General features: G+C 69.2%; 25 protein-coding genes and 1 tRNA gene. 8 read left to right on the top strand and 18 right to left on the bottom strand.

Annotation, left to right across the window (positions count from 1 at the left end):
- Positions 1–52: 52 nt before the first annotated feature.
- From GTO19_RS09965 to uvrB, 10 genes are all read right to left on the bottom strand, one after another.
- Positions 53–127 (bottom strand) — tRNA-Val (locus tag GTO19_RS09965).
- A gap of 70 nt (positions 128–197) precedes the next feature.
- Positions 198–914 (bottom strand): DNA polymerase III subunit epsilon, encoded by a 717-nt coding sequence (gene dnaQ, locus GTO19_RS09960; protein ID WP_291021512.1) that lies wholly within the window; start codon positions 912–914, stop codon positions 198–200.
- Positions 914–1,252, bottom strand: a complete 339-nt coding sequence (gene fdx, locus GTO19_RS09955) for an ISC system 2Fe-2S type ferredoxin (RefSeq protein ID WP_291021593.1) — start codon at positions 1,250–1,252, stop codon at positions 914–916. The genes dnaQ and fdx overlap by 1 nt, the downstream gene beginning before the upstream one ends.
- 44 nt (positions 1,253–1,296) lie before the next feature.
- Positions 1,297–3,171 carry a Fe-S protein assembly chaperone HscA gene (hscA, locus tag GTO19_RS09950; RefSeq protein WP_291021511.1) on the bottom strand — a complete coding sequence of 625 codons (1,875 nt, stop codon included), beginning with the start codon at positions 3,169–3,171 and terminating at the stop codon, positions 1,297–1,299.
- 41 nt (positions 3,172–3,212) lie between these two features.
- The gene (gene hscB, locus GTO19_RS09945) at positions 3,213–3,731 is read right to left on the bottom strand and encodes a Fe-S protein assembly co-chaperone HscB (protein ID WP_291021510.1); all 519 of its coding nucleotides are present in this window, start codon (positions 3,729–3,731) and stop codon (positions 3,213–3,215) included.
- Between the two features lie 56 nt (positions 3,732–3,787).
- Complete coding sequence (gene iscA / locus GTO19_RS09940) at positions 3,788–4,111, bottom strand: iron-sulfur cluster assembly protein IscA (protein ID WP_291021509.1); 324 nt, start codon at positions 4,109–4,111, stop codon at positions 3,788–3,790.
- 4 nt (positions 4,112–4,115) lie between these two features.
- The gene (gene iscU / locus GTO19_RS09935; protein WP_291021508.1) at positions 4,116–4,502 is read right to left on the bottom strand and encodes a Fe-S cluster assembly scaffold IscU; all 387 of its coding nucleotides are present in this window, start codon (positions 4,500–4,502) and stop codon (positions 4,116–4,118) included.
- 17 nt (positions 4,503–4,519) lie between these two features.
- Positions 4,520–5,737 carry an IscS subfamily cysteine desulfurase gene (locus GTO19_RS09930; RefSeq protein WP_291021507.1) on the bottom strand — a complete coding sequence of 406 codons (1,218 nt, stop codon included), beginning with the start codon at positions 5,735–5,737 and terminating at the stop codon, positions 4,520–4,522.
- Positions 5,738–5,810: 73 nt separating this feature from the next.
- Positions 5,811–6,344 carry a Fe-S cluster assembly transcriptional regulator IscR gene (gene iscR / locus GTO19_RS09925; protein ID WP_009515287.1) on the bottom strand — a complete coding sequence of 178 codons (534 nt, stop codon included), beginning with the start codon at positions 6,342–6,344 and terminating at the stop codon, positions 5,811–5,813.
- A gap of 251 nt (positions 6,345–6,595) precedes the next feature.
- Complete coding sequence (gene uvrB, locus GTO19_RS09920; protein WP_291021506.1) at positions 6,596–8,692, bottom strand: excinuclease ABC subunit UvrB; 2,097 nt, start codon at positions 8,690–8,692, stop codon at positions 6,596–6,598.
- 52 nt (positions 8,693–8,744) lie between these two features.
- Between uvrB and GTO19_RS09915 the strand changes: the two genes are divergently transcribed.
- Positions 8,745–9,353 carry a 3'-5' exonuclease gene (locus GTO19_RS09915; RefSeq protein ID WP_291021505.1) on the top strand — a complete coding sequence of 203 codons (609 nt, stop codon included), beginning with the start codon at positions 8,745–8,747 and terminating at the stop codon, positions 9,351–9,353.
- On the opposite strand, the gene GTO19_RS09910 is transcribed toward GTO19_RS09915, so the two are convergent.
- Both GTO19_RS09910 and GTO19_RS09905 read right to left on the bottom strand, forming a co-directional pair.
- Complete coding sequence (locus GTO19_RS09910) at positions 9,326–10,255, bottom strand: alpha/beta hydrolase (RefSeq protein ID WP_291021504.1); 930 nt, start codon at positions 10,253–10,255, stop codon at positions 9,326–9,328. The genes GTO19_RS09915 and GTO19_RS09910 overlap by 28 nt on opposite strands.
- 1 nt (position 10,256) lies before the next feature.
- Entirely contained in the window at positions 10,257–11,447 is a 1,191-nt protein-coding gene (locus GTO19_RS09905) for a PLP-dependent aminotransferase family protein (protein ID WP_291021592.1), read from the bottom strand.
- A 116-nt stretch (positions 11,448–11,563) separates the two neighbouring features.
- On the opposite strand from GTO19_RS09905, the gene nth reads away from it, so the two are divergent.
- Positions 11,564–12,199 (top strand): endonuclease III, encoded by a 636-nt coding sequence (nth, locus tag GTO19_RS09900; protein ID WP_291021503.1) that lies wholly within the window; start codon positions 11,564–11,566, stop codon positions 12,197–12,199.
- A 59-nt stretch (positions 12,200–12,258) separates the two neighbouring features.
- Here the strand turns inward: nth and proX are convergent, their stop codons facing one another.
- The 4 genes from proX to GTO19_RS09880 form a co-directional block, all read right to left on the bottom strand.
- The gene (gene proX, locus GTO19_RS09895) at positions 12,259–13,290 is read right to left on the bottom strand and encodes a glycine betaine/L-proline ABC transporter substrate-binding protein ProX (protein ID WP_291021502.1); all 1,032 of its coding nucleotides are present in this window, start codon (positions 13,288–13,290) and stop codon (positions 12,259–12,261) included.
- The gene (proW, locus tag GTO19_RS09890) at positions 13,287–14,408 is read right to left on the bottom strand and encodes a glycine betaine/L-proline ABC transporter permease ProW (RefSeq protein ID WP_291021501.1); all 1,122 of its coding nucleotides are present in this window, start codon (positions 14,406–14,408) and stop codon (positions 13,287–13,289) included. Before proW ends, proX begins: the two co-directional genes overlap by 4 nt.
- 13 nt (positions 14,409–14,421) lie before the next feature.
- Complete coding sequence (gene proV / locus GTO19_RS09885; protein WP_291021500.1) at positions 14,422–15,621, bottom strand: glycine betaine/L-proline ABC transporter ATP-binding protein ProV; 1,200 nt, start codon at positions 15,619–15,621, stop codon at positions 14,422–14,424.
- A gap of 442 nt (positions 15,622–16,063) precedes the next feature.
- Entirely contained in the window at positions 16,064–16,231 is a 168-nt protein-coding gene (locus GTO19_RS09880) for a hypothetical protein (RefSeq protein ID WP_009515307.1), read from the bottom strand.
- A gap of 98 nt (positions 16,232–16,329) precedes the next feature.
- Here GTO19_RS09880 and GTO19_RS09875 point away from each other — a divergent pair, with 98 nt between their 5' ends.
- From GTO19_RS09875 to GTO19_RS09865, 3 genes are all read left to right on the top strand, one after another.
- Positions 16,330–18,855, top strand: coding sequence for an FtsX-like permease family protein (locus GTO19_RS09875; RefSeq protein WP_291021499.1), 2,526 nt, complete (start codon positions 16,330–16,332; stop codon positions 18,853–18,855).
- A gap of 5 nt (positions 18,856–18,860) precedes the next feature.
- On the top strand, positions 18,861–20,003 hold the full coding sequence (locus GTO19_RS09870; RefSeq protein ID WP_291021498.1) for a carotenoid 1,2-hydratase: 1,143 nt from the start codon (positions 18,861–18,863) through the stop codon (positions 20,001–20,003).
- A 99-nt stretch (positions 20,004–20,102) separates the two neighbouring features.
- A complete protein-coding gene (locus tag GTO19_RS09865; RefSeq protein WP_291025863.1) occupies positions 20,103–20,537 on the top strand; it encodes a FecR domain-containing protein in 435 nt (144 codons plus the stop codon).
- Between the two features lie 18 nt (positions 20,538–20,555).
- Here the strand turns inward: GTO19_RS09865 and GTO19_RS09860 are convergent, their stop codons facing one another.
- Positions 20,556–22,715 (bottom strand): CHASE2 domain-containing protein, encoded by a 2,160-nt coding sequence (locus GTO19_RS09860; protein WP_291021496.1) that lies wholly within the window; start codon positions 22,713–22,715, stop codon positions 20,556–20,558.
- A gap of 221 nt (positions 22,716–22,936) precedes the next feature.
- On the opposite strand from GTO19_RS09860, the gene GTO19_RS09855 reads away from it, so the two are divergent.
- The gene (locus GTO19_RS09855) at positions 22,937–23,563 is read left to right on the top strand and encodes an OmpA family protein (RefSeq protein WP_291021495.1); all 627 of its coding nucleotides are present in this window, start codon (positions 22,937–22,939) and stop codon (positions 23,561–23,563) included.
- 23 nt (positions 23,564–23,586) lie between these two features.
- Here GTO19_RS09855 and GTO19_RS09850 read toward each other — a convergent pair whose 3' ends face one another.
- On the bottom strand, positions 23,587–23,856 hold the full coding sequence (locus tag GTO19_RS09850) for a hypothetical protein (RefSeq protein ID WP_291021494.1): 270 nt from the start codon (positions 23,854–23,856) through the stop codon (positions 23,587–23,589).
- A gap of 331 nt (positions 23,857–24,187) precedes the next feature.
- Between GTO19_RS09850 and GTO19_RS09845 the strand changes: the two genes are divergently transcribed.
- Together GTO19_RS09845 and GTO19_RS09840 are read left to right on the top strand one after the other, a co-directional pair.
- Positions 24,188–24,409, top strand: a complete 222-nt coding sequence (locus GTO19_RS09845; RefSeq protein WP_291021493.1) for a ribbon-helix-helix protein, CopG family — start codon at positions 24,188–24,190, stop codon at positions 24,407–24,409.
- A gap of 3 nt (positions 24,410–24,412) precedes the next feature.
- Positions 24,413–24,724 carry a hypothetical protein gene (locus GTO19_RS09840; RefSeq protein WP_291021492.1) on the top strand — a complete coding sequence of 104 codons (312 nt, stop codon included), beginning with the start codon at positions 24,413–24,415 and terminating at the stop codon, positions 24,722–24,724.
- Positions 24,725–24,728 lie beyond the last annotated feature (4 nt).

Raw genomic sequence — 24,728 nt, 5'->3', positions numbered from 1 at the left:
AAACCAAAAGGCCTTGCGATTGCTCGCAAGGCCTTTGGCTGGAATGGGTTCCTGGTGGGCGGTGCAGGGTTCGAACCTGCGACCCCTGCCGTGTGAAGGCAGTGCTCTACCACTGAGCTAACCGCCCGTTCAGCGGCGGTGGTTTGTCACCGCTGACGGAAGCCTCGCATTATAGCCAGTTTTTTCGAGCTCTCTTTTCAGGCAGACGCAGCGGCCTCCAGCCGGCGCCACACCGTCTTGCCCTTGCTGGATTTGTCGAGCTCGGCCAGCACGGTCTGATGGGCCTGCGCCTCCTGCTCGTTGGCCAGCAGCACAGGCAGGTCGAGGCGGCTCAGATCGATCGCCTCCACCACACCGCCCTCGCCTGTCGAGTCGCTCACCTCGATGAGCAGCGCGTCCTGGCCGCGCGTCATGTTGATGTAGACGTCGGCCAGCAGCTCGGCGTCGAGCAAGGCGCCGTGCAGGGTGCGGCCGGAGTTGTCCACGCCGAGGCGGTCGCACAGGGCGTCCAGACCGTTGCGCTTGCCCGGGTACATCTCCTTGGCCATCACCAGGGTGTCGAGCACACTGGCGACGATGTCCTTCACCAGCGGCAGGCCCAGGCGCCGGAACTCCATGTTGAGGAAGGCGACGTCGAAGGGCGCGTTGTGGATGATGATCTCGGCGCCGCGCAGGTACTCGACCAGCTCCTCGGCGATGGCCGCGAACTTGGGCTTGTCGCGGAGGAAGTCGTTGCTGATGCCGTGCACCTTGAGCGCGTCCTCGTGGCTGTCGCGCTCGGGGTTGACGTAGTGGTGCAGGTTGTTGCCGGTGAACTTGCGGTTGATCAGTTCGACGCAACCGATCTCGATGATGCGGTCGCCGTTCTCCGCCGACAGGCCGGTGGTCTCGGTGTCGAGAATGATCTGGCGCATCAGTGATTCTCTTTGGCGTGGTTGATCGTGTACTTCGGAATCTCGATGGTCACGTCCTTCTGCGCCAGGATGGCCTGGCAGGACAGGCGCGACTGCGGCTCCAGGCCCCAGGCGCGGTCGAGCAAATCCTCCTCGTCTTCGTCGGCTTCGTTCAGGCTGTTGTAGCCCTCGCGCACGATGACGTGGCAGGTGGTGCAGGCGCAGGTCATGTCGCAGGCGTGCTCGATGTTCACGCCGTTCTCGAGCAGGGCCTCGCAAATCGAGGTGCCGGCCGGCGCTTCGATGGTTTTCCCCTCGGGCGCGTATTCGGTGTGCGGAAGGATCTTGATCGTGGGCATGGTGCGGAGGGGCTTCGACAAGCTCAGCCCGAACGGTAATTTCTTCAGACTTCTTCGATCTTCTTGCCGGACAGCGCCTGCTGGATGCCACGGTTCATGCGCTCGGCGGCGAAGTGCTCGGTGCCCTTGGCCAGGGCCTCGCTCGCGGCTTCGATGGCCGCGGCGTCCTCGCCCGCCGCGGCGGTGCGCAAAGCGGCCATGAGCGCATCGACCGAGGCGCGTTCATCCGCGGTCAACAGGTCGCCGTCGACCGCCAGCGCGGAGCGGGTGGCCAGCAGCAGGCGGTCCGCGTCCACGCGAGCCTCGACCAGCGCGCGCGCCTGCATGTCCTGCTGCGCGGTGGAGAAGCTGTCCTGCAGCATGCTGGCGATCTGTTCGTCGCTCAGACCGTAGGACGGTTTGACGTCGATGTTGGCCTCGACGCCCGAGGTGAGCTCCTTCGCCCCCACGGACAGCAGGCCATCGGCATCCACCGTGAAGGTGACGCGGATGCGCGCCGCGCCGGCTGCCATGGGCGGGATGCCACGCAGCGTGAAGCGCGCGAGGCTGCGGCAGTCGGCCACCAGGTCGCGCTCGCCCTGCACCACGTGCAGCGCGAGGGCGGTCTGGCCGTCCTGGTAGGTGGTGAAGTCCTGCGCGCGCGCGGTGGGGATGCTGCTGTTGCGCGGCACGATGCGCTCGACCAGTCCGCCCATGGTCTCGATGCCCAGCGAGAGCGGGATCACGTCGAGCAGCAGCAGGTCGCCGTCCTTGCTGTTGCCGGCCAGGGCATTGGCCTGGACCGCCGCGCCCAGCGCGACGACCTCGTCGGGGTTGAGATCGACGAGCGGATCGGTGCCGAAGAATTCGCCCACCACGCGGCGGATGACGGGCATGCGCGTGGAGCCGCCCACCATCACCACGCCTTTGACTTCGTCCTTGGCAATGCGCGCGTCGCGCAAGGCCTTGCGCACGGCGGCCATGGTGCGCGCCGTGAGGGCCTCGGTGCAGGCTTCGAAGTCGGTCACGCGCACCACCTGCTCCACCGTGCGGCCACCCAAGGCAGCGCGGAAGTCCGATTGCGGGGTGGCCGACAAGGCTTCCTTCACGCGGCGCGCTTCCTTGTGCAGCGCCGCGCGGGCCGAGGCGTCGAGCGACTCGGCGGCGATGCCCTGCTGTTGCAGCACCCAGGCCGCCAGCGCCTGGTCGTAGTCGTCGCCGCCGAGCGCCGAGTCGCCACCCGTGGCCAGGACCTCGAACACGCCGCGCGTGAGGCGCAGGATGGAAATGTCGAAGGTGCCGCCGCCCAGGTCGTACACCGCGTAGACGCCCTCGGCGCCGTGGTCCAGCCCGTAGGCAATGGCCGCGGCCGTGGGCTCGTTGATGAGGCGCAGCACCTCGATGCCGGCGAGCCTGGCCGCGTCCTTGGTGGCCTGGCGCTGCGCGTCGTCGAAGTAGGCGGGCACGGTGATGACGGCGCCGAACAGGTCGTCGGCGAAGCTGTCTTCGGCGCGGTGCCGCAGCGTGGCCAGGATCTCGGCGCTCACCTCCATCGGGGTCTTGCGACCCGCCACGGTGTCGATCTGCGCCATGCCGTCCTGCTCGACCACGGTATAGGCGAGCTTGTCGACGTCGACCACCTGCTCGCGCCGGCGCCCCATGAGGCGCTTGACCGAGCTGATGGTATTGGCCGGGTCATCGATCTGGGCCGCCAGCGCGTCGAAGCCGATCTGCCGCCCCGAGCCGCTGGCCGAGGCCTCGAGGTAGCGCACGACGCTGGGCAGGATCACGCGGCCCTGCTCGTCGGGCAGGCACTCCGCCACGCCGTGCCGCACCGCCGCCACCAGCGAATGGGTGGTGCCGAGGTCGATGCCCACGGCCACGCGGCGTTGATGGGGGTCGAGGGACTGGCCGGGTTCGGAAATCTGCAGGAGCGCCATCGGGGGGTCTGTCTTGTCGGTATCGCGGGGAACGGAGCCACCTATTGTCCCTGCTGATCGAGCCGGTCCTCCACGTCGCGCGCAAAGCGCTCAATGAACATGAGGGCTCTGACTTGACGCGCGGCCGCGGGCGCGTCGTTCTGTTCGTCCAGCGCGGCGCGCAAGGCCTCCAGGCGCTCACGCCGCGCCTCGGCCACCTCGTCCGACAGGGCTTCCAGCGCCGCCACGCCCTCGGTCTCGTCGAGCGACTCGCGCCAGTGCATCTGCTGCATGAGGAAGTCGGCCGGCATCGCGGTGTTGTTCTCCGCCTCGATCGGCGCCCCACGCCGCTCGCACAGGTAGGCGGCGCGGCGCAGCGGGTCCTTCAGGCGCTGGTAGGCCTCGTTGATGCGCACCGACCACTGCATGGCCTGGCGCTGCGTGGCCGGGTCGGCGCTGGCGAAGCGGTCCGGGTGGGCCTGGCGCTGCAAGTCTTTCCAGCGCGCGTCCAGCGTGATCCGGTCCACGGTGAAGGCTTCTGGCAGGCCGAAGAGTTCGAAGTCGCTGGATTGCAGGTTCATGGAAAAAGAAAGACCGCCAAGGCCTGCGCCGGGCGGTCGATTGGGGGTGGCAATAGTCAGATCCTGAAACTCTCGCCGCAGCCGCAGCGGTCGCGTTCGTTCGGGTTGTTGAACTTGAAGCCCTCGTTGAGGCCTTCGCGCACGAAGTCGAGCTGCGTGCCATCGATATAGGGCATGCTCTTCGGATCGACCAGCACCTTCACGCCGTGGTCTTCGAACACCACGTCTTCAGGGGCGATCTCGTCGGCGTATTCCAGCTTGTACGCCAGACCCGAGCAGCCCGTGGTCTTGACGCCCAGGCGCACACCCACGCCCTTGCCGCGTTTGGCGATGTAGCGCGTGACGTGGCGCGCGGCGGCTTCGGAAATCGTGACGGACATGGGCTCAGTTCGCGTGCTTCTTGCGGTAGTCGTCCACGGCCGCCTTGATGGCGTCCTCGGCCAGGACGGAGCAGTGGATCTTCACCGGCGGCAGCGCCAGCTCCTCGGCGATCTGGGTGTTCTTGAGCGCGGCGGCCTGGTCGAGCGTCTTGCCCTTGACCCATTCGGTCACCAGCGAGCTCGAGGCGATGGCCGAACCGCAGCCGTAGGTCTTGAAGCGCGCGTCCTCGATCACGCCGGTGCTGGGGTTCACCTTGATCTGCAGCTTCATCACGTCGCCGCAGGCGGGCGCGCCCACCATGCCGGTGCCCACCGTCTCGTCGCCCTTGTCGAAGGAGCCGACGTTGCGGGGGTTTTCGTAGTGGTCAACAACTTTTTCGGAATAGGCCATGGTTGTTCTCCTTCAGGTCAGTGGGCCGCCCACTGGATGGTCGAGAGGTCGATGCCATCCTTGAACATTTCCCACAGGGGTGAGAGTTCGCGAAGCTTGGCGACGTTCTCCTTGATCGTCGCGATCGCGTAGTCGATTTCTTCTTCCGTCGTCCAGCGGCCGATGGTCATGCGCAGGCTGCTGTGGGCGAGTTCGTCGCTGCGGCCCAGGGCGCGCAGCACGTAACTGGGCTCCAGGCTGGCCGAGGTGCAGGCAGAACCCGAGGACACCGCCAGCCCCTTGATGCCCATGATCAGCGACTCGCCCTCGACGTAGTTGAAGCTCATGTTGAGGTTGTGCGGGATGCGGCGCGCCTCGTTGCCGTTGATGAACACCTCTTCGATGTCCTTCAGACCGTTGACCAGGCGGTCGTGCAGGGCCTGGATGCGCTTGTTTTCCTCGTGCATCTCGGCCTTGGCGATGCGGAAGGCCTCGCCCATGCCGACGATCTGGTGCGTCGCCAGCGTGCCCGAGCGCATGCCGCGCTCGTGACCGCCGCCGTGCATCTGCGCCTCGAGGCGCACGCGCGGCTTGCGGCGCACGTACAGCGCGCCGATGCCCTTGGGGCCGTAGATCTTGTGCGCGGTCAGGCTCATCAGGTCCACCGGCAGGGTCTGCAGGTCGATGTCGATGCGGCCGGTGGCCTGCGCGGCATCGACGTGGAAGATCACGCCTTTCTCGCGGCAGATGGCCCCCAATGCCGCGATGTCCTGCACCACGCCGATCTCGTTGTTGACGAACATGACCGAGGCCAGGATGGTGTCGGGGCGGATCGCCGCCTTGAAGGCCTCCAGGTCCACCAGGCCGTCGGCCTGCACGTCGAGGTACGTCACCTCGAAGCCCTGGCGCTCCAGCTCGCGCATGGTGTCCAGCACGGCCTTGTGTTCGGTCTTCACCGTGATGAGGTGCTTGCCCTTGCCCTTGTAGAAGTGCGCCGCGCCCTTGATCGCGAGGTTGTTCGACTCGGTGGCGCCGCTGGTCCAGACGATCTCGCGCGGGTCGGCGCCGATCAGCGCGGCCACCTGCTCGCGCGCGTTCTCCACGGCCTTCTCCGCTTCCCAGCCCCAGGCATGGCTGCGCGACGCCGGGTTGCCGAAGTGCTCGCGCAGCCAGGGAATCATGGCGTCCACCACGCGCGGATCGACCGGGCTGGTGGCGCTGTAATCCATGTAGATGGGGAAGTGGGGAGTGCTCATGGGCTTCTTCTGTCTGGCGTTGGACGAGGGCGGGCACGGACAGCGGTCGAACCGCTGCCCCGGGCCACCCGGATCATTTGGAGAGGGCGCCTCCCAGGGCGAACACCGAGTTCGGCGCGTTCACGCGGATGGGCTTGACCACCGGCGTGCTGGAGATGGCGCGTTTGATCATGGGCGCGTTCTCGATCACGAGGCCTTTGGCGAGCTGCTCGTCCACCAGGGACTGCAGGGTCACCGAGTCGAGGAAGTCGACCATGCGGGCATTGAGCTGAGCCCAGAGCTCGTGCGTCATGCAGCGCTGGCCTTCGCCCATGCAGTTTTCCTTGCCGCCGCACTGGGTCGCGTCGATCGGCTCGTCCACCGAGACGATGATGTCGGCCACCGTGATTTCGGCTGCCTTGCGCCCCAGGGTATAGCCGCCGCCGGGCCCGCGGGTGGACTCCACCAGCTGGTGCCGGCGCAGCTTGCCGAACAACTGCTCGAGATAGGAAAGGGAAATCTGCTGCCGCTGGCTGATAGCCGCAAGCGTGACCGGACCGTTGTTCTGGCGCAGGGCCAGATCGATCATGGCTGTGACCGCAAAGCGGCCTTTCGTGGTGAGGCGCATCGCAAGCTCCTTCTGTGTTGCTTGACCTTCGTGGTAAGGCCCGCCGGGCATTCGCCGTGGCGAACCCCTCCTCCACCCGCCCCGACCCTCGAGGGGTCTTTTGTTCTGCAGGGTTTCCCGACTAATTTTGTCGAATTATAGCCCAAAAGCTGAGCGATTTGCTCGGCATTGTACGGGTATGGGGTTTGTGCCACTGGACAGGCGCCCACACATGACTCCCGGATCGATGGAGTCGCGGCCCCGCGAAACGTTCAGGCGGCGCTGTCGTGCCCCGAAGCACCGAACACCCGGGCCTTGAGCTGCGCGAGCTGGTCGCGCACCTGGGCGGCCTTCTCGAACTCCAGGTTGCGGGCGTGCTCCAGCATGGCCTTTTCCAGCCGCTTGATCTCGCGCGCCACGTCCTTCTCGCTCAGCTCCTCCAGCTCGGCGCGCGCCGCGCTCTCGGCGGCCAGGCGGTCGGCCTCCTTGCCCGCCTTCTCGCTGTAAACGCCGTCGATCAGGTCCTTGATGCGCTTGTTGACGCTTCGCGGCTCGATGCCGTGGGCGGCGTTGTGCGCGATCTGCTTGGCGCGGCGGCGCTCGGTCTCGCCCATGGCCGCCTTCATGGAGTCGGTGACCTTGTCGGCGTAGAGGATGGCCTTGCCGTTGACGTTGCGCGCCGCGCGGCCGATGGTCTGGATCAGGCTGCGCTCGGAGCGCAGGAAGCCTTCCTTGTCGGCGTCCAGGATGGCCACCAGCGAGACCTCGGGCATGTCCAGGCCCTCGCGCAGCAGGTTGATGCCCACCAGCACGTCGAACTCGCCCAGGCGCAGGTCGCGGATGATCTCCACGCGCTCCACGGTGTCGATGTCGCTGTGCAGGTAGCGCACCTTCACGCCGTGCTCGGTCAGGTAGTCGGTGAGCTCCTCGGCCATGCGCTTGGTCAGCGTGGTGATGAGCACGCGCTCCTGCTGCTGCACGCGCTGGCGGATCTCCTGCAGCGCGTCGTCCACCTGGTGCATGGCGGGGCGCACCTCCAGCTCCGGGTCCACCAGGCCGGTGGGGCGCACCAGTTGCTCGACCACGTTGCTGGCGTGGGTCTTCTCGTAGTCGGCCGGCGTGGCCGAGACGAAGACCACCTGGCGCATGCGCTGCTCGAACTCGTCGAACTTCAGCGGCCGGTTGTCCAGCGCACTCGGCAGGCGGAAACCGTATTCCACCAGCGTGGTCTTGCGCGCGCGGTCGCCGTTGTACATGCCGCCGAGCTGCCCGATGAGGACGTGGCTTTCGTCCAGGAACATCACCGCGTCGCGCGGCAGGTAGTCGGTCAGCGTGGACGGCGGGTCGCCCGGGCGCGCCTGCGAGAGGTGGCGCGTGTAGTTCTCGATGCCCTTGCAGTGGCCCACCTCGCTGAGCATCTCCAGGTCGAAGCGGGTGCGCTGCTCCAGGCGCTGCGCCTCCACCAGCTTGCCCGCGCCCACCAGTTCCTTCAGGCGCTGGTCGAGCTCGAGCTTGATGGTCTCCACCGCCTGCAGCACCTGCTCGCGCGGCGTCACGTAGTGGCTGCTGGGGAACACGGTGAAGCGCGGGATCTTCTGGCGGACCTTGCCGGTGAGCGGGTCGAACAACTGCAGGCTTTCGATCTCGTCGTCGAACAGTTCGATGCGGATCGCCATCTCGGAGTGCTCGGCCGGGAACACGTCGATGGTGTCGCCGCGCACGCGGAACTTGCCGCGGCCGAAGTCCATTTCGTTGCGCGTGTACTGCATGCGGACGAGCTGCGCGATCACGTCGCGCTGGCCCAGCTTGTCGCCCACGCGCAGGGTCATCACCATCTGGTGGTAGCTCTCGGGCTTGCCGATGCCGTAGATGGCCGAGACGGTGGCCACGATGAGCACGTCGCGCCGCTCGAGGATGCTCTTGGTGCAACTCAGGCGCATCTGCTCGATGTGCTCGTTGATCGCGCTGTCCTTTTCGATGTAGAGGTCGCGCTGCGGCACGTAGGCTTCGGGCTGGTAGTAGTCGTAGTAGCTGACGAAGTACTCGACGGCGTTGTTCGGGAAGAACTCGCGGAACTCGCTGTAGAGCTGGGCGGCCAGGGTCTTGTTGGGCGCGATGACGAGGGCCGGCCGGCCCACGCGGGCGATGACGTTGGCCATGGTGAAGGTCTTGCCCGAGCCGGTCACGCCCAGCAAGGTCTGGAAGACCTCGCCGTCGTTGATGCCCTCGACGAGTTGGGCGATGGCCTCGGGCTGGTCCCCGGCCGGCGGGTAGGGCAGGAACAGCTCGAAGGGGGAGTCGGGGAAGCGCACGAACTCGCCCTGGGTGGGGGCCTCGCTCGCCACTTCCTGCAGCAGGGGGGTGGTCATCCGGGAAATTGTGCCGGAAGGCCCAAGGCCCTGGCGGCTATGCTGGCGCCCCATGACCGCGCGCGAAACCCGCCCCACGCCCGACAGGGAAGCCATCGACGCCCTGCCCCCGTTTCCGCCGCTGGAGCGCTCGCGCATCGCCCTGGTGCGCACGGCCGATGGCGCGCGCGAAGCGGCCGCCGCGCTGGCGGATCACCCGGTCTGGGGCTTCGACACCGAATCCAAGCCCACCTTCTTCAAGGACCAGGTGTCCGACGGCCCGCACGTGGTGCAACTCGCGGTCGCCGAGCGCGCCTGGGTGTTTCAGCTCGCCGACCCGGGCTGCCGCGAGGCCGTGGCGGCCTTGCTGGCCCACCCGGCGCACGCCAAAGCGGGCTTCGGCCTGCGCGACGACAACCTGCGGGTGCGGGCCAAGCTGGGCATCGAGCCGGCGGGTGTGATCGAGCTCAACGCCCTCTTCCGCGCCCAGGGCTACCGCAAGGACATGGGCGTGCGCGCGGCGGTGGCGGTGCTGTTCGGCCAGCGCTTCGCCAAGAGCAAGAAGGCGGCCACCAGCAACTGGGCCGCCGCCAGCTTGAGCGAATCGCAGCTGCTCTACGCCGCCAACGACGCCTGGGCGGCGTACCGCGTGGCTCAGGCCTTGGGCGTGGAGGCCGGCTGAGTCACGTTGGCCAGCCAGTCCTTGAGCACGGCGTGGAACTCGGCCGGCTTCTGTTTCATGATCCAGTGCCCCGTGTCGAGTGACTTGGCCGCGCAGCCGGTGGTGCGGTTCAGGTGCCGCACCCAGCGGCTGGAATGGAACATGAAGGGCTTGCGCCGGCCATAGACGAACAGGCCCGGCAGGTTCTCGCCGATCAGCCGGTCGGCGTGGCCGGCGCCGCGCAGGCCGCCGAAGGCGTTGAACCAGCGCATGGCGTAGGGGTAGTTCATTTCCCAGCCGATGAGCGCCGGGTCGTTGCGGCAGCCGATCTTTCGGGCCATCCAGCGCGTCATGCGGTTGGCCAGACCCGGTGCATGGGCACCCAGTGACCAGGCCACGGCGAGCCAGAGCTGGTAGCCCGAGATCATGAGCTTCTCGCGCCAGCCCAGGGATTCGAAGTAATCCGGCGAGCCCACGTCGCCGATGTCCAGCGCCACGATGCGCGCCACGCGCTCGGTATGGCGCTTCGCGTAGGTGTAGCCGAAGGCGCAGCCCCAGTCGTGCAACAGCAGGGTGACGCGCTGGTCGGGGCTCACCGCGTCCACGATGCGCGCGATGAGCGCGACGATGTCGCTCTGGCTCATGGGCCGGGGGCCGCGCGCCAGGTCGAAGCCCGGCAGGTGAAAGCGCACGCAGCGCCACTCGGGCACCAGCGCGGCCACGGTGCCGTCCCACAGCGCGGGCGTGTCCGGCCAGCCGTGCACCATCACCACCGTCTGCGGCCCCACGCCGTCGATGAAGACGTCGACGTCGTCGATCACCATTTCAGGCACGGGGCCCGGTTGTGTCGCGGGGCCTCCGTCGTCGGCCTCGTCGGCCTCGGCGGACGCGCGGATCGGGGCGGCGGTGGTGGTGGTGTTCATGTCACAAGGCTTTGCCCAGTCGTTGAATGCCTTCTTCGATCTTGTCCAGCGGCGCGGTGGCGAAACTCAGGCGCAGCGTCGCATGCACGGGGTTCGTGGCGAAGAACGGGGCGCCCGGCACGAAGGCCACACCCTGCTCGATGGCCTTCTTCGCGAAGGCCGCGCCATCGTTCACCTTGCCGCCCGCCCCGGTGAGGCTGGCCCACACGAACAGACCACCCTTCGGCTCGACAAAATCGATGCCCTCGCCCAGCTCTCGCCGCAGCGCATTCGACATGGTGGCCGCGCGCTCGGCATAGATCTGGCGCACGCGCGACAGCGTGGCGGGCATGCGACCGGCCTTGAGGTACTGCGCCGCCGTGGCCTGGGCGAAGGTGCTGGTGTGGGCGTCGCTGAACTGTTTGCACATGGTGGCCTTGGCCAGCAGTTCGGCCGGGCCCACCATCCAGCCCACGCGCAGCCCGGGGCTGAGCACCTTGCTCAGCGAGCCGCAGTGCACCAGCAGATCGCGCGCGCCGGGCACCTCGTCGGCCAGGGCCAGCAGGCTGGGCGGCGGGGCCTCGCCGAAGTACAGGTCGCCGTAGGGGTCGTCCTCCACGATGAGCGTCTGGTGCTTCACCGCCATGCGCAGCACGGCCTTGCGGCGCTCCAGGCTCATCATGGCGCCGCTGGGGTTGCCGAAGGTGGGGATGAGGTAGACGAACTTGGGCTTGTGCTCGGCGATGAGCGCCTCCAGCTCGTCGGTCTTCGCGCCCTGCCCGTCCACCGGCACGGTGATCAGATCGGCGCCGTAGAGGCGGAAGCACTGGATGGTGGCCAGGAAGGTGGGGCCTTCGACGATCACCTTGTCGCCGGGCGACACGAGCGTCTTGCCCAGCAGGTCCAGCGCCTGCTGGCTGCCGGTGGTGACGATGAGGTCGTTGGCGCCGACGCCACGCGCGCCCTTGCCCGCCATGAACGCCGCGAGCTGCTCGCGCAGCGGCTGGTAGCCCTCGGTGGCGCCGTACTGCAGCGTGGCGCCGGGCTCCTCGCTCAGCGCGGCGTTCACCGCCTCGCGGATGCCGTCCACGTCGAACAGCGCGCTGTCGGGAAAGCCGCCCGCGAAGCTGATGATGCCGGGCTTGCCCAGCAGCTTGAAGAGTTCGCGGATGGCGGAGGTTTCGACGTTGTTGAGGCGATCGGCAAAGGGGATGGCGTGGCTCATGCGGACGGCAAGGGGCTTCGGTTTGGAATGGCGCATTGTCACCAAATCCGTGCCTGGCGCGCCGGCCCGGGCAAACCCGCAAGCAGTGGATAGACTGCGCGCCCATGAAGCGCGAGCTGATCGAACCCTTCTTCGCCACCCTCAAGGCGGCCAACCCCAGCCCGCAATCCGAGCTGGAATACACCACCGTCTTCGAGCTGCTGGCCGCCGTGCTGCTGTCGGCCCAGGCCACGGACGTGAGCGTCAACAAGGCCACGAGAAAGCTCTTTCCCGTGGCGAACACCCCGCAGGCCATCCTGGCGCTGGGGCAGGACGGCCTGGAGGGCTACATCAAGACCATCGGCCTGTTCCGCAGCAAGGCCAGGCATTTGATGGAGGCCTGCCGCATGCTGGTGGAGCGCCATGGCGGTGAGGTGCCCAACACCCGCGAAGCGCTGGAGGCCCTGCCCGGCGTGGGCCGCAAGACGGCCAACGTGGTGCTCAACGTGGCCTTCGGCCAGCCCACCATGGCGGTGGACACGCACATCTTTCGGGTCAGCAACCGCACCGGCCTGGCGCCGGGCAAGACGCCGCTGGCCGTGGAGCTGGCGCTCATGAAGCGCGTGCCGCCCGCGTACGCCGTGGACTCTCACCACTGGCTCATCCTGCACGGGCGCTACGTCTGCCTGGCGCGCAAGCCGCAGTGCTACCGCTGCGCGGTGGCGGCGTACTGCGACTTCACGCCCAAGACGCCGGGCTGACGCCGGGTTGACGCCGGCTGCAGGCCAGCGCCCGAAAGCCGACGTCCCGCAGACCGGCCTCAACCCTTCGCCGCCGCCTTCGCCTCGGCGATCCAGCCGTCGAAGGTTTTCTGGTTCGCCTTGATCCAGGCGTCGACGTGGCGCTCAATGTCGGCCGGCTTGTTCTCGCCGTCGCGCATGCGCAGGTTCTGGGCGTTGATGTCGCCCACCGACAGCCTCATCACCTCGAACAGCTTGCCCGCCGCCGGGTTCTTCTCCACGAAGGCGCGGTTGGCCACGATGCGCTGCGTGTTGATCACGAAGCCGTAGTTCTGGCCATTGGGCAGCTTGGTGTCCAGCCTGGCCTGCTCACCGGGCAGCGAGGAAAACGGCACCTGCAGCCACACCACGTCCTGACCCGGGCGCAGCACGCCGCTCACCCAGTAGGGCGTCCAGGTGTAGTAGAGGATGGGCTTGCCCTGCTGGTAGCGGGTGATGGTGTCGGCGATCAGCGCCGAGTAGCTGCCCTGCACGTGGCGCACCGTGTCGCGCAGCTTGAAGGCGCCCAACTGGTGTTCGATCACCGCCTCGCAGCCCCAGCCGGGGTTGCAGCCGGTCAGGTCGGCCTTGCCGTCGCCGTCGGCGTCGAAGAGCCTGGCGATCTCGGGCTTCTGCAGTTGCGCGATGTTCGTGATCTTGTGCGCGTCGGCCGTCTTCTTGTCGATCAGGTAGCCCTGGGCCGCGCCGGGCGAGTAGGCGCCGGTGCGCGAGAGCTTCGCGTCGCCGCCAGCGTTCTTGTAGAAGTCGGCGTGCAGCGGGTCCCAGTGGCTGGCCAGGTAGGTGGCGTCGCCATTGGCCAGCGCCACGTGGGCGGTGGCGTACTCCACTTCGCTGATCGGCTGCACCTCATAGCCCAGCTTCTGCAGCGCGCGGCCCACCAGCAGGGTCTGGAAGGTCTCTTCGGCGATGGAGCTCTTCACGGGCTTGACCACGACGCCCTTGCCGGGCAGGTCCTGGGCGATGGCCGTGGCGGCCGTCGCGGCCGTCACGGCCACCAGGCCGGCGGCGAAGAGTCTGCGCCACAGCGCGAATCGGTTGAACGGAAGGTTCATGCGGTTTCTCCTTGGGTGAGGTCGTTGGAGGAAGAAGGCGAAGGGTTCGGGCGGCGGCGCGCCAGCCGCAGCGCCAGGCCGGCGGGCCCCGTCTGCCACCAGTGGCGCGCGCCGCGCCGCGGCTGGCCCATGGCCTGGGTGATGCGGTCCAGCGTGATGGCCAGCAGCACGATGCCCAGGCCACCGACCGTGGCCAGGCCCATGTCCAGGCGGCCGATGCCGCGCAGCACCATCTGGCCCAGGCCACCCACGGCGATCATCGAAGCGATGACCACCATGGACAGCGAGAGCATCAGCGCCTGGTTGATGCCGGCCATGATCGACGGCATGGCCAGCGGCAATTGCACCTTGGTCAGCAGTTGCCAGGGCGAGGCGCCGTAGGCCTTGGCGGCCTCGATCAGATCGGGCCGCACCTGGCGGATGCCCAGGGTCGTGAGGCGCACCAGCGGCGGCAGCGCGAACACGATGGTCACGATCACGCCGGGCACGTTGCCGATGCCGAACAGCATCACCACCGGCACCAGGTACACGAAGGCGGGTGTGGTCTGCATCGCGTCGAGCACGGGCCGCACGAAACGCTGCGCGCGGTCGCTGCTGGCCAGCGCCACGCCCAGCGGCAAACCGATCAGCACGCAGAAAGCCAGCGAGGTCAGCACCAGCGACAGCGTCACCATGGCCTCGGGCCAGATGCCCAGCACCGACACCAGCAGCAGCGCCACCACCGCGCCGATGGCCACGCCACGGCCCGCCGCCTGCCAGGCGATCAGGCCCAGCAGTGCCACCATCACCGGCGTGGGCACGGCCAGCAAGGCCGACTCCACGCCGCCCAGGGTGGCGTCGATCGGGCCACGCACGGCCTGGAAGAAGGGCCGGAACTGCTCCACGGCCCAGGCCAGGCCGCTGTTGATCCAGTCCTGCACGGGCAGGCTGCCGTCCCAGAGCTGGCTGAGCTGGAAGCCGTCGGTGCCAGCAGCGGTGGCGTCGGCCGGCGCGGTGTCGAGCCAGTCGCCGCCCGATGGCTGCGTGCTGGTGGACCAGGCGTCGCCGGCCGGTGCCTGGGGCTCGGCCGCGGGCGCGGCGGAGGCCCAGGGGTCGGTGGTTCGGGTGTCGTCTTGCATCGCTGCTCCTTCCTCAGTCGCCACCGCGGTCCATGAACCGCAGCAGCGTGGTCTTGCTGATGGCGCCGACGTACTGGCCGCGCGCGCCCACCACCGGCAAGGGCCAGGGCGACTGCGCCACCTGGCCGAACAGTTCGTTGACGGGGTGGCTGGCTTGCAAGGCCTGCACGCCAGGCAGGAAGGCGTGCTGCAGGCCCAGCGGACCTTCGTGACCCTTGAGCGCGGCGCGCAGCGACTCCACGGACACCATGCCCTGGAAGCGCTCCTGCGTGCACACCACGAAGGCGTACTCCCGGTCCTGCTGCTCCAGCATGGACAGGGCCGCGCGCGCCCCCCGCGTGGGGCTCTCGGCCACGACCACCTGGCTGCGGCGCGCGATGTCGCCGGCCTTGAACACGGCTGCCGCGTCCACGCCCCGAACGAAGTTGCGCACGTAGTCGTCGGCCGGTTCGCGCAGGATCTCCTCGGGCGTGCCCACCTGCACCACCTGGCCGTCTTTCATGATGGCGATGCGGTCGCCGATGCGCATGGCCTCGTCGAGGTCGTGCGAGATGAAGACGATGGTGCGGCGCTTGACCTCCTGCAGGCGCAGCAGTTCGCTCTGCATGTCGGTGCGGATGATCGGGTCCAGCGCGGAGAAGGCCTCGTCCATCAGCAGGATGGACGGGTCGGACGCCAGCGCGCGCGCCAGGCCCACGCGCTGCTGCATGCCACCGGAGAGCTCATCGGGGTAGCTGTCGCCCCAGCCGGCGAGGCCCACCTGCGAGAGGGCCTCGTCGGCCTGGGCCAGGCGCGCGGCCTTGTCCACGCCCGCCAGCTCCAGCCCGAGGGCTGTGTTGTCGCGCACCGTCATGTGCGGCATCAGCGCGAAGGACTGGAACACCATGCTGATGTCCTTGCGGCGCAGGGCGCGCAACTCGCGGTCGCTGTGCTCGAAGATGTTGCGGCCATCGATCACCACGCGGCCGGCGCTGGGCTCGATGAGCCGGTTGAGCAGGCGCACCAGCGTGGATTTGCCCGAGCCCGACAGGCCCATGATCACGAAGATCTCGCCGGCCTGGATGTTGAAGTGCGCGTCGAAAACGCCGATGGACTGGCCGGTCTCGGCCAGGATCTCCTGCTTGCTGCGGCCCTCGCGCACAAGGGCCAGCGCGGCCTCGGGCTCGTCGCCGAAGACCTTGAACACGTGGTCGATCTGAATGTCTTTTGCCATTGCGGCGGGCCTCCTCGTGGGTGGGCTTTGGGCAATGGCCGCCTGGGGACAAACGCGCAGGCGGCCGCGGACCGCAGCCACGCAGCAGGCACTGAAGACGACGAAGCGACGACGCAACCAGCGCCTGCGCACGCCAGGGGGAACCGTTCAGCGGGCCTGGTCGAGGGGCGAGAACGGGGTGGCGCAACGCGGCGGCAGGTGGCTGGAAACCAGCCGGTGCCGGGCAAGGCCCGGCGGGGTGTCACCGGCGCCGCGACGGGATTCAGGGAGATCCGCGAGTAGCGCCCGGTGCGTCAACATATCTGGTTGACTGTTTGGGAAACGGTGATTGTAACTTTTTGATCTAAACGAGTCAAGCCGAGTCAGCGGCAACCGCTGGCAACGGCCCGCTTCGGAAAGCAAAAAGCCCGCCGAAGCGGGCTTTTGCAGGGAACCGCAGCGATCAGCCGCTGTGCGGGCGCTTACCCGGGTTCTTCTTGCTGCGCGTGGCCACGCCGCGCTCCAGGCTGCGGCGCTGGCCACGGCCGGGGGTGGGCAGCACGACGCCATTGGCAGCGACGGGACGGGGGGTGGCCTTGCGGTCGGCCTCGGTGACGATCTTGTTGCCCATGGCACTTTCCTTAGAGCGGCGGGGTGACGAAAAACCGGTATTGGACCACAGGACGCGCGCGCCTTCGCGCCCCACCCCCGTCGCCGTATGCTGCCCGCATGCTTCGCCTGCTCGCCACCGTCTCCTGGCCCGAGTTCCGCCACCACCCCTGGCGCACGGCCACGGCCGTGTTCGCGGTGGCGCTGGGTGTGGCGCTGGCGCTGGCGGTGCAGCTCATCAACGCCTCCGCCCTGGCGGAGTTCCGCGACGCGGTGAGCGCGGTGAACGGCCAGCCCGACGTGGAACTGCGCGCGCGCCAGGGGTTGCTGGACGACGCCCTGCTCGAGCGCGTGGCCGCGCAGCCGGGCGTGGCGGCGGCCAGCCCGGTGCTGGAAGTGCCCGCGCAAGTCGTCAACGCGCAGGGCGAGCGTCAAGCCGCGCGCCTGATCGGCGTGGACGCACTCAGCGTGGGCCGCGTGGCGCCCGCGCTCATGCCGCTCATCAACGATGCCGGTGGCCGCCTCGACCTGTTCGCGCCCGACGCCGCCTTCCTCAACGCCAGCGCGCGCCTGGCCGTGGGCGACGCGCCCACCGCGCGGCTGCGCCTGGGACCAACCGAACACACGCTGCGGATCGCCGGCCACGTGAACGCGCCCGGCGCGCCGGTGCTGGTGATGGACGTGGCCGCCGCGCAGGCCCTGGCCGCGCGCGTTGGCGCGCTCAGCCGCATCGACCTGCGCCTGGCGCCCGGCGCCACCGCCGAGCGCGTGCTGGCCGCGTTCGACCTGCCCGCCGGCACGCTGGCTCAGCGGCCCGAGCAGGCGGGCGAGCGCGTGAGCAACCTCTCGCGCGCCTACCGCGTCAACCTCACGGTGCTGGCGCTGGTGGCCCTGTTCACCGGCGCCTTCCTGGTGTTCTCGGTGCTGTCGCTCTCCGTCACGCGGCGCCAGGGGCCGCTGGCGCTGCTGGGCGTGCTGGGCCTGTCGGCGCGCGAGCGGCTGCGCCTGGTGCTGGCCGAATCGGCCCTGCTGGGGCTGGTGGGCAGCGCCCTCGGCGTGGCCCTGGGCAGCGCCGTGGCCGCCTTCGCACTGCGCCAGTTGGGCGGTGACCTGGGCGGTGGCTACTTCACCGGCGTGTCGCCCACGCTGCGCTGGAGCCCGCTGGCCGCGTTGCTGTACGGCGCGTTGGGCGTGGCGGCGGCGCTGGCCGGGGGCTGGTGGCCCGCGCGCGCGGCGCAGGGCCTGGCGCCGGCGCAGGCGCTCAAGGGGCTGGGCACGGGCGCGCCCGGGGCGCGGCGGCATGGCGCGGCCCTGGCCCTGCTGGTGCTGGCGGGCCTGAGCGCGCTGGCGCCGCCCGTGGCCGGCGTGCCGCTGGGCGCCTACGTGTCCGTGGGCCTGCTGCTCATCGGCGGCATCGCCGCGCTGCCGCTGGGCGTGTCTGCCCTGCTCGACCTCCTGGCGCCGCTGAGCGCGCGCCACCTGCTGCCCCTGCTGGCCGTGGAGCGCGCGCGCCGCCTGCGCGAAACCGCCGCCGTGGCCACCAGCGGCGTGGTCGCCAGCCTGGCACTCTCCGTGGCGCTGACGGTGATGGTGGCGAGCTTCCGCGATTCCGTGACGCGCTGGCTCGACACCGTGTTGCCCGCCCCGCTCTACCTGCGCGGCAGCGGCGCGGCCATGGACAGCCAGCACCTGCCGCCCGCCTTCGTGGACGCGGTGGCGGCGGTGCCCGGCGTGGCGCGCGTGGACACCCTGCGCGCCGTGCCACTGCAGTTGGACCCCGCGCGCCCGCCCGTGGCCCTGCTGGTGCGCCCCCTGCGCGGCGACCCCTTGCCCCTGCCCCTGGTGGGCGAGGCCATCGCCGTGGCCGCGCCCGACATCCCCGTCTACGTGAGCGAGGCCATGCCCGACCTCTACGGCGCGCGCGTGGGCCAGCCGCTGCCCGCGCTGGCGCAGGCCCTGGCCGCGCCCGAGGCGCGGCGCGCGCGCTACGTGGTGGCCGGCGTGTGGCGCGACTACGCCCGCCAGCACGGCAGCATCGCCATCGACGCCGACACCTACGCCCGCCTGAGCGGCGAGCGCCGCGTGAGCGACCTGGCCTTGCACCTGGCGCCCCAGGCCGATGCGCTGGCGGTGCGCGAGGCCCTCACCGCACTCGCGCGAACGCACGGCATTCAGGACGCCATCGAATTCGCCTCCGTCGAGCAACTGCGCGCCACCTCGCTGCGCATCTTCGACCGCAGCTTCGCCGTCACCGTGTGGCTGCAGGCCGTGGCCATCGGCATCGGCCTGTTCGGCGTGGCGGCCAGCTTCAGCGCGCAGGTGCTGGTGCGGCGCAAGGAATTCGGTCTGCTCGCGCACCTGGGCCTCACGCGGCGGCAGATCCTGGGCGTGGTGGCGGCCGAAGGCCTGGCCTGGACGGCCCTGGGCGCGCTGGCCGGCACCGCCCTGGGCCTGCTGGTGAGCCTGGTGCTGGTGCACGTCGTCAACCCGCAGAGCTTCCACTGGACCATGGACCTGGTGCTGCCTTGGGCGCGGCTGGGCGCGCTGGCGCTGGCCGTGGTGCTGGCGGGCACCCTCACCGCCTGGCTGGCGGGGCGCGCGGCCGCCAGCCGCGACGCGGTGCAGGCCGTGCGGCAGGATTGGTGAAGCGCATGGAACGCCTCAAGCTCCGTCCCATCAACCGACGCCACTGGCTGCTGGGCAGCGCCGCCGCCCTGGCCTGGCCACACGCCCCGGCCCGCGACATCGCCCGCCCCGGCGACACCCTGCGACCGCGCGAGCTGCGCTTCCCGCGCGACCACGGCAGCCACAACGACACGCGCACCGAGTGGTGGTACCTCACCGGCCACGCACGCGACGAAGCCGGACGGGACTTCGGCTTCCAGATCACCTTCTTCCGCAGCCGCGTGGACGAGGCGCGCGAGCTGCCCGGGCGCCTGGCGGCACGGCAACTGCTCTTCGCGCACGCCGCCATCACCGACGTGGCGGGCCGACGCCTGCACCACGACGAACGCATCGCGCGCTGGAACGGCGAGCGTCCGGCCAACACCGAACGCGCCGTCTTCGCCAGCGAGACCGACACCGAGGTCGTGTTGCGCGAGTGGTTCATCCGCCGCCGCGCCGACGGCGGCTACGCCACCCGCGCCGTGGGCGACACCCTGCTCATCGACATCGAGGCCACGGCGCCGCAGGCCTGGCTGCTGCAGGGCGACAAGGGCTTCTCCCGCAAGGGGCCGGACGCCGCGCAATCCAGCTTCTACGTCTCGCAACCGCAGTTGCAGGTGCGCGGCACGCTGGGCCTGGCGGGTCAACGGTTCGCCGTCAACGGCACGGCCTGGCTGGACCACGAGTGGAGCGAAGCCCTGCTGCACCCCGAGGCCGTGGGCTGGGACTGGATCGGCATGAACCTCTTCGACGGCCACGCGCTCACCGCCTTTCGCCTGCGCCGCGCCGACGGCTCCACCGTGTGGGCTGGCGGCTCTTTCCGCGCCGCGGGCGACGCGCAAGACCCGAACGCCATCTACCGCTTCCGCCCAGGCGAAGTGGCGTTCAAACCCCAGCGCTGGTGGACCAGCCCGCTCACGAACACGCGCTACCCCGTGGAATGGCTGGTGCGCACGCCGGCCGACTTCTACACCGTGCGCGCGCTGATCGACGCGCAGGAACTCGACAGCCGCGCGAGCACCGGCGCGATCTATTGGGAGGGGCTGTCGGAGCTCATCGACAGCAACGGCCGAGTCGTCGGACGTGGCTATCTGGAGATGACGGGGTACGCCAAGCGCCTGGTGCTCTGAGCGCTCAGCGCCGTTCATGCGGTTTATCATCCCGCTCGTCAGACGGAGAACCCCATGGCTTACCCACGTCCCCGCGTCCGCACAAGCCGCTTGTCCGCCGTGAGCGCCGGCCTGCTGTGCCTGGCCCTCGCCAGCACGGCCTCGGCGATGGAGAAAGCCCCGGTCGGTCACGTCAAGACCGTCAAGGGCGTGGCCACGGTCACCACCGATGGCCAGGTCGTCAAGGCCCAGCCCGGCACACCGCTGCATCAGGGCAGCGCGCTCAGCACGCAAGCGGGCTCCAGCCTGGGCGTGGTCTTCGGCGACAACACCATCATGTCCTTCGGGCCGAACACCTCGCTCACCGTCGAGGAGTACATGTACGAGCCCAGCGCCGGCAAGCTCAGGCTGGGCGCGCGCATGGGCAAGGGGACGCTGAACTACGTGTCCGGCGGCATTGCCAAGCTGCAGCCCGAAGCCGTGTCCGTGAAGACGCCGACCGGCATGATCGGCGTGCGCGGCACGCAGTTCCTGCTCAAGGTCGACGAGGAGTGATCCGCCGCCCGCCGCCGATCACTTGGCGGCCAGGACGATGAGGTCGCTGCGCTCGCCCGCGAGCAAACGGGCGCAGTGCAGGTTCACCAGCGGATCGTCCGGGTAGGCGCGGCGCAAGTGCTGGAAGCGCTCCAGCGCCTGCGCCACGTCGTCGGCCCGCAGGGCATCGAGTGCGCCGCGGTACAGCGCCAGCGGCGCGTAGCCCGCTGGCACCTCGTCCAGCGGCTCGAACACCTGCAGCGCTTCCGTCTTGCCCTTGAGCACCAGGCGGCCCACCGGGCGGGCCACACGCGGCGCGCAGGCCGACAGCGTGGCCTCGGACACGCAGACCCAGGTGCCCAAGTGCTTGTTCACGCTCTCCAGGCGCGCGGCGGTGTTCACCGGATCGCCCAGGGCGCGGTAATCGAACAGGGCCTTGCCACCGAAATTGCCCACGATGACCTCGCCGGAGTGGATGCCGAAGCGGGTGTGGCCAAAGGCCACGCCGCGGGCCTGCTGCTGGCGCGTGAACCCGGTGGCGAAGCGGTGCATCTCCATCGCGCAGTCGAGCGCGCGCTGCGCGTGATCGGCCTGCTCCACCGGGGCGGAGAACATGATGGCCAGCGAGTCGCCCATGATGCGGTCCAGCGTGCCCTGGTAGCGAAAGGCGATGGAGATCATCTCCTCGAGGTAGCGGTTGAGCAGGTGCACCGCATCGGCCGGGTCGATCGACTCCATCAGCGGGGTGAAGCCCGCGAGGTCGGTGAAGATGAAGCTGCACCGCTGCCGCTTGCCGCCGAGCTCCAGTTGCTCGGGGTTCTGCATGAGGTGCGCCACGCGGTTGGGCGAGACGTAGCGCGAGAACGCCTGCCGCACCCAGCGGTGCTGCAGCTCACTGCGGAAATGCCGGCACACGCTGGCCAGGCCGTAGGCCAGGGTCCAGGCGATGGCGGGGGTGAAGGTGTCCAACAGCACCCGCTGGGCCGAGAACGCCCACCAGCCGCCCCACAGCAGCGTCGCCACCAGCACCAGCCAGGCCGCGGCCGCGCGCAGCGAACCCATGAACGCGCCGATCGCGACGAGCAGGACGCATCCCACCACCACCAGCAAGGCCTCGGCCGCCATGGCCCAGAACGGGCGCGCCAGGTGCTGCCCCGTGAGCGCCTGCTCCATGGCCTGCGCGTGCGTCTCGATGCCGGGCATGAGCTGGCCGAGCGGGTTGAAGCGCAGGTCGAGCAGGCCGGGGGCCGAGCTGCCGATCACCACGATGTGGCCTTCCAGCAGCGCCGGATCGGCCGTGCCGTTCAGCACCCGCCACGCGGGCACGTAGCGCTGCGCTTGCGCCGGCGTGTAGTGGATCCACATCTCGCCGCGCGCGGTCGTGGGCACCGTGAGCGCGCCGATGCGCACGGCCTCCAGCGCGGGCGCCCCGCCGCTGGCGCGCTGCAGGATGTAGTTCGGCGTGCCCTGCGCCACGCGCAGCAGCTCGGCGCTGAGGCTGGGCACGGGCTGGCCCTGCAGCGCCATCACCATCGGCACGCGCCGCACCACGCCATCGGCGTCGGGCACGAAGCTGAGCGCGCCGACACCGCTCGCCGCCATCTCCAGCGACGCGAGCGGGCGCACCGCGCCCCCGATCGTGTTCAGGATGCCGGGGTCGGGCTCGCCCATCCACACGTAGCGGTAGCGCGGCTCCGGGCTCTTGGCATCGGTCTTGGCATTGGCATGGGCATCGGCCGTCGCCTCGCTGCGCGCCGCAAAGCCCAGCACCACATCCTGCGTCGCGATCGCCTCGGCGAAGGTCGCGTCGTGGTCGGGCAGGTGCTGCAACTCGGCCCGTGCCGTGGGCGTGAGCGGCCAGTCGCCCGACACGCGCTGCGGCGACGTGCGGTCGGGCTCGGCGAACACCACGTCGAAGCCGATGGCCGCGACGCCCTGCTCGCCCAGGCGCTCCACCAGGCTGGCCAGCCGCGTGCGCGGCCAGGGCCACTGGCCGATGCGATCGAGGCTGGCCTCGTCGATGTCGATGATGCGCACCGGTGCGGCCTGGACCACGCGCGGCTGCCAGCGCTGGTACTGGTCGAAACCCTGATGGCGCAAGGTCTGCAAGGCCAGCGGGTCGGCCAGCACGACGACCAGGCCGAGGCCACCCGTCAGAAGCATCAACAGCGCCGCGATGGCGCGCAGGGAGAGGTGCATCAGGCCTGGGCCGCGCGGCGCTCGGCCGGTGCGAATACGTCTGGGGTCATCGTCATCGTCAAGGTACCCATGAGGACAGGCACCTTTCGCGCCGGGGCGGCCGCCGCCCTCCTCAACCGGCGGGCAGTATCCCCGGCTTCCCCGCTTCCCACAAGATCGGGAGCCTGCGCCGCCCCCCGCCGGCACGATGTGCGAAAGTCCCAGGCTCTCGAGGCCTCTGCATGAAAAACGATCGACCCCACCCCTCTGCCGCGCGGGCACCCTGGCTGGTGCTTGCCTTGTTCCTGCTGTCGGCCTGCGCGCCCAGCCTGCCCCGCTCCTACGTGGTGCTGGTGCCCGACCCCGACGGGGCCGTGGGCCAGGTCGTGGTGAGCGGGCCCAAGGGACAGCAGGTGCTGACGCAGGCGGGCCAGGTCGCGGCCATCGACGGCGGCGCGGTGAACATCGTGATGAACCACGCCCAGGTGGACGCCGCCTTCGGCGACGCCAAGGCCGCCCAACCCGTGCTGCCCGGCCACTTCATGCTGTACTTCATGTCGGGCAACACGCAGCTCACCGCCGCTTCGGACAGGGAGTTTCAGAACATCCTGAGCTACCTGCGGGCCCGGCCACCGCAGGCCATGACCGAGGTCGTCGTGGTCGGCCACACCGACACCGTGGGCAGCGATGCGGACAACGTCGTCCTATCCACCCAGCGCGCCACGCTCGTGGCCGAGCGCCTGCGCGCCTCTGGCGTGAAATTCACGTCGCTCAAGCAGGAATCGCACGGCGAGAAGAACCTGCTGGTGCCCACCGCCGACAACGTGGACGAACCGCGCAACCGGCGGGTGCAGGTAACGGTGCGCTGAGCCCGCGCACCGGCCCACTGCGTTCAGGCCGGCTTCTGCGCCTCGGCGCCCACCGCGTCGCGCACGCACTTGTTGGTGAAGCTGGTCTTGGCTGCGCCCGAGAGCTTCTTCTCGCCTGCGGCCATGGTGCAGGCGGCTGCGGCGTCCTTCTCGCACTTGGTGAGGAAGGAGTTCTTGGCTGCGCCGGCGAGCTTTTTCTCGGCGGACTTGGCGTGGCAGGTGGCGCCTTCGGCCCAGGCGCCAGTGGCGGTGAGGGCCAGGGCGGCGGCGAGGATCAGGGGGCGGGTGAGCATCGGGTACTCCTGGGGTGTAGGGGTGCCGATTGTTAGCGGCCAATTTGATGGCGTGCAATGGGATTGCCCTGGGCATGGCCAGATACCCAGTGGGGCACCACCGGACCAAGCTAAACACAATGCGACCGCCCTGTTGCCCGCGCCCGCGCGGGCAATTTTTCGGGCATGAGCACCATGGCATCTGTCGGTCAACGGTTTGAGAGCGACCTTCCACCTTCTTTACGACTGCATTTATGTGTATAAAACACACATTGCAGGCAACCCCAAGCCGCGTACGCCTGCGCGCGGCGGTGCCAACCTGTGAGGCACCGAAGACCACGAGGAAAGCCACATGAGTGAAAAACCAACCGCCGTGCGCAAGCAGCTGATCATCCCTTCGGAGATGGACGAGCAACTCACGAGCATCGCGCAGTCATCGGGCACCACTGCGTCCGAGATCGTGCGCAAGGCTCTTACGCTCTACATCACCGCAGTGGACAAGAAGCGTCAGGGCCTCAAGCTCGGCTTCGCGCGTCCCGAGCAAACGCTCGAAACAGAAGTCATCGGACTTTGATTCATGCCAACCAACCCCTTCGATCTGGATAGCGGAAACGGAAAAGGAAAAATCGAGTGGTCCACCCAGGAGACGCCTACGGAAGAACAGGCCCGCCTGGCGCGTGAGGAGCGGGAGCATTGCTTCCAGATCCAGATGCGCTGGTGCGTGTTCATCGTCTCCTCGATGGCCCTCGCAGCCACCGCGATCTTCGGAGGGGTGTTGGCATTGAGCTCGACACCAGAAACAGCCAAGCTGGGCGTTGGCTTGGTGAGCGCCGTGCTCACTGGCTCGCTGGGCTTTCTCACTGGGCGGGCCAGCGTGTCGGCGCGTTGACCTC

The organism is Hydrogenophaga sp., assembly GCF_011772445.1.
Classification (GTDB): Bacteria; Pseudomonadota; Gammaproteobacteria; order Burkholderiales; family Burkholderiaceae_C; genus Hydrogenophaga.
Note: the sequence above shows the minus strand (reverse complement) of the source record. Positions and strands in the feature narration are given on the sequence as shown.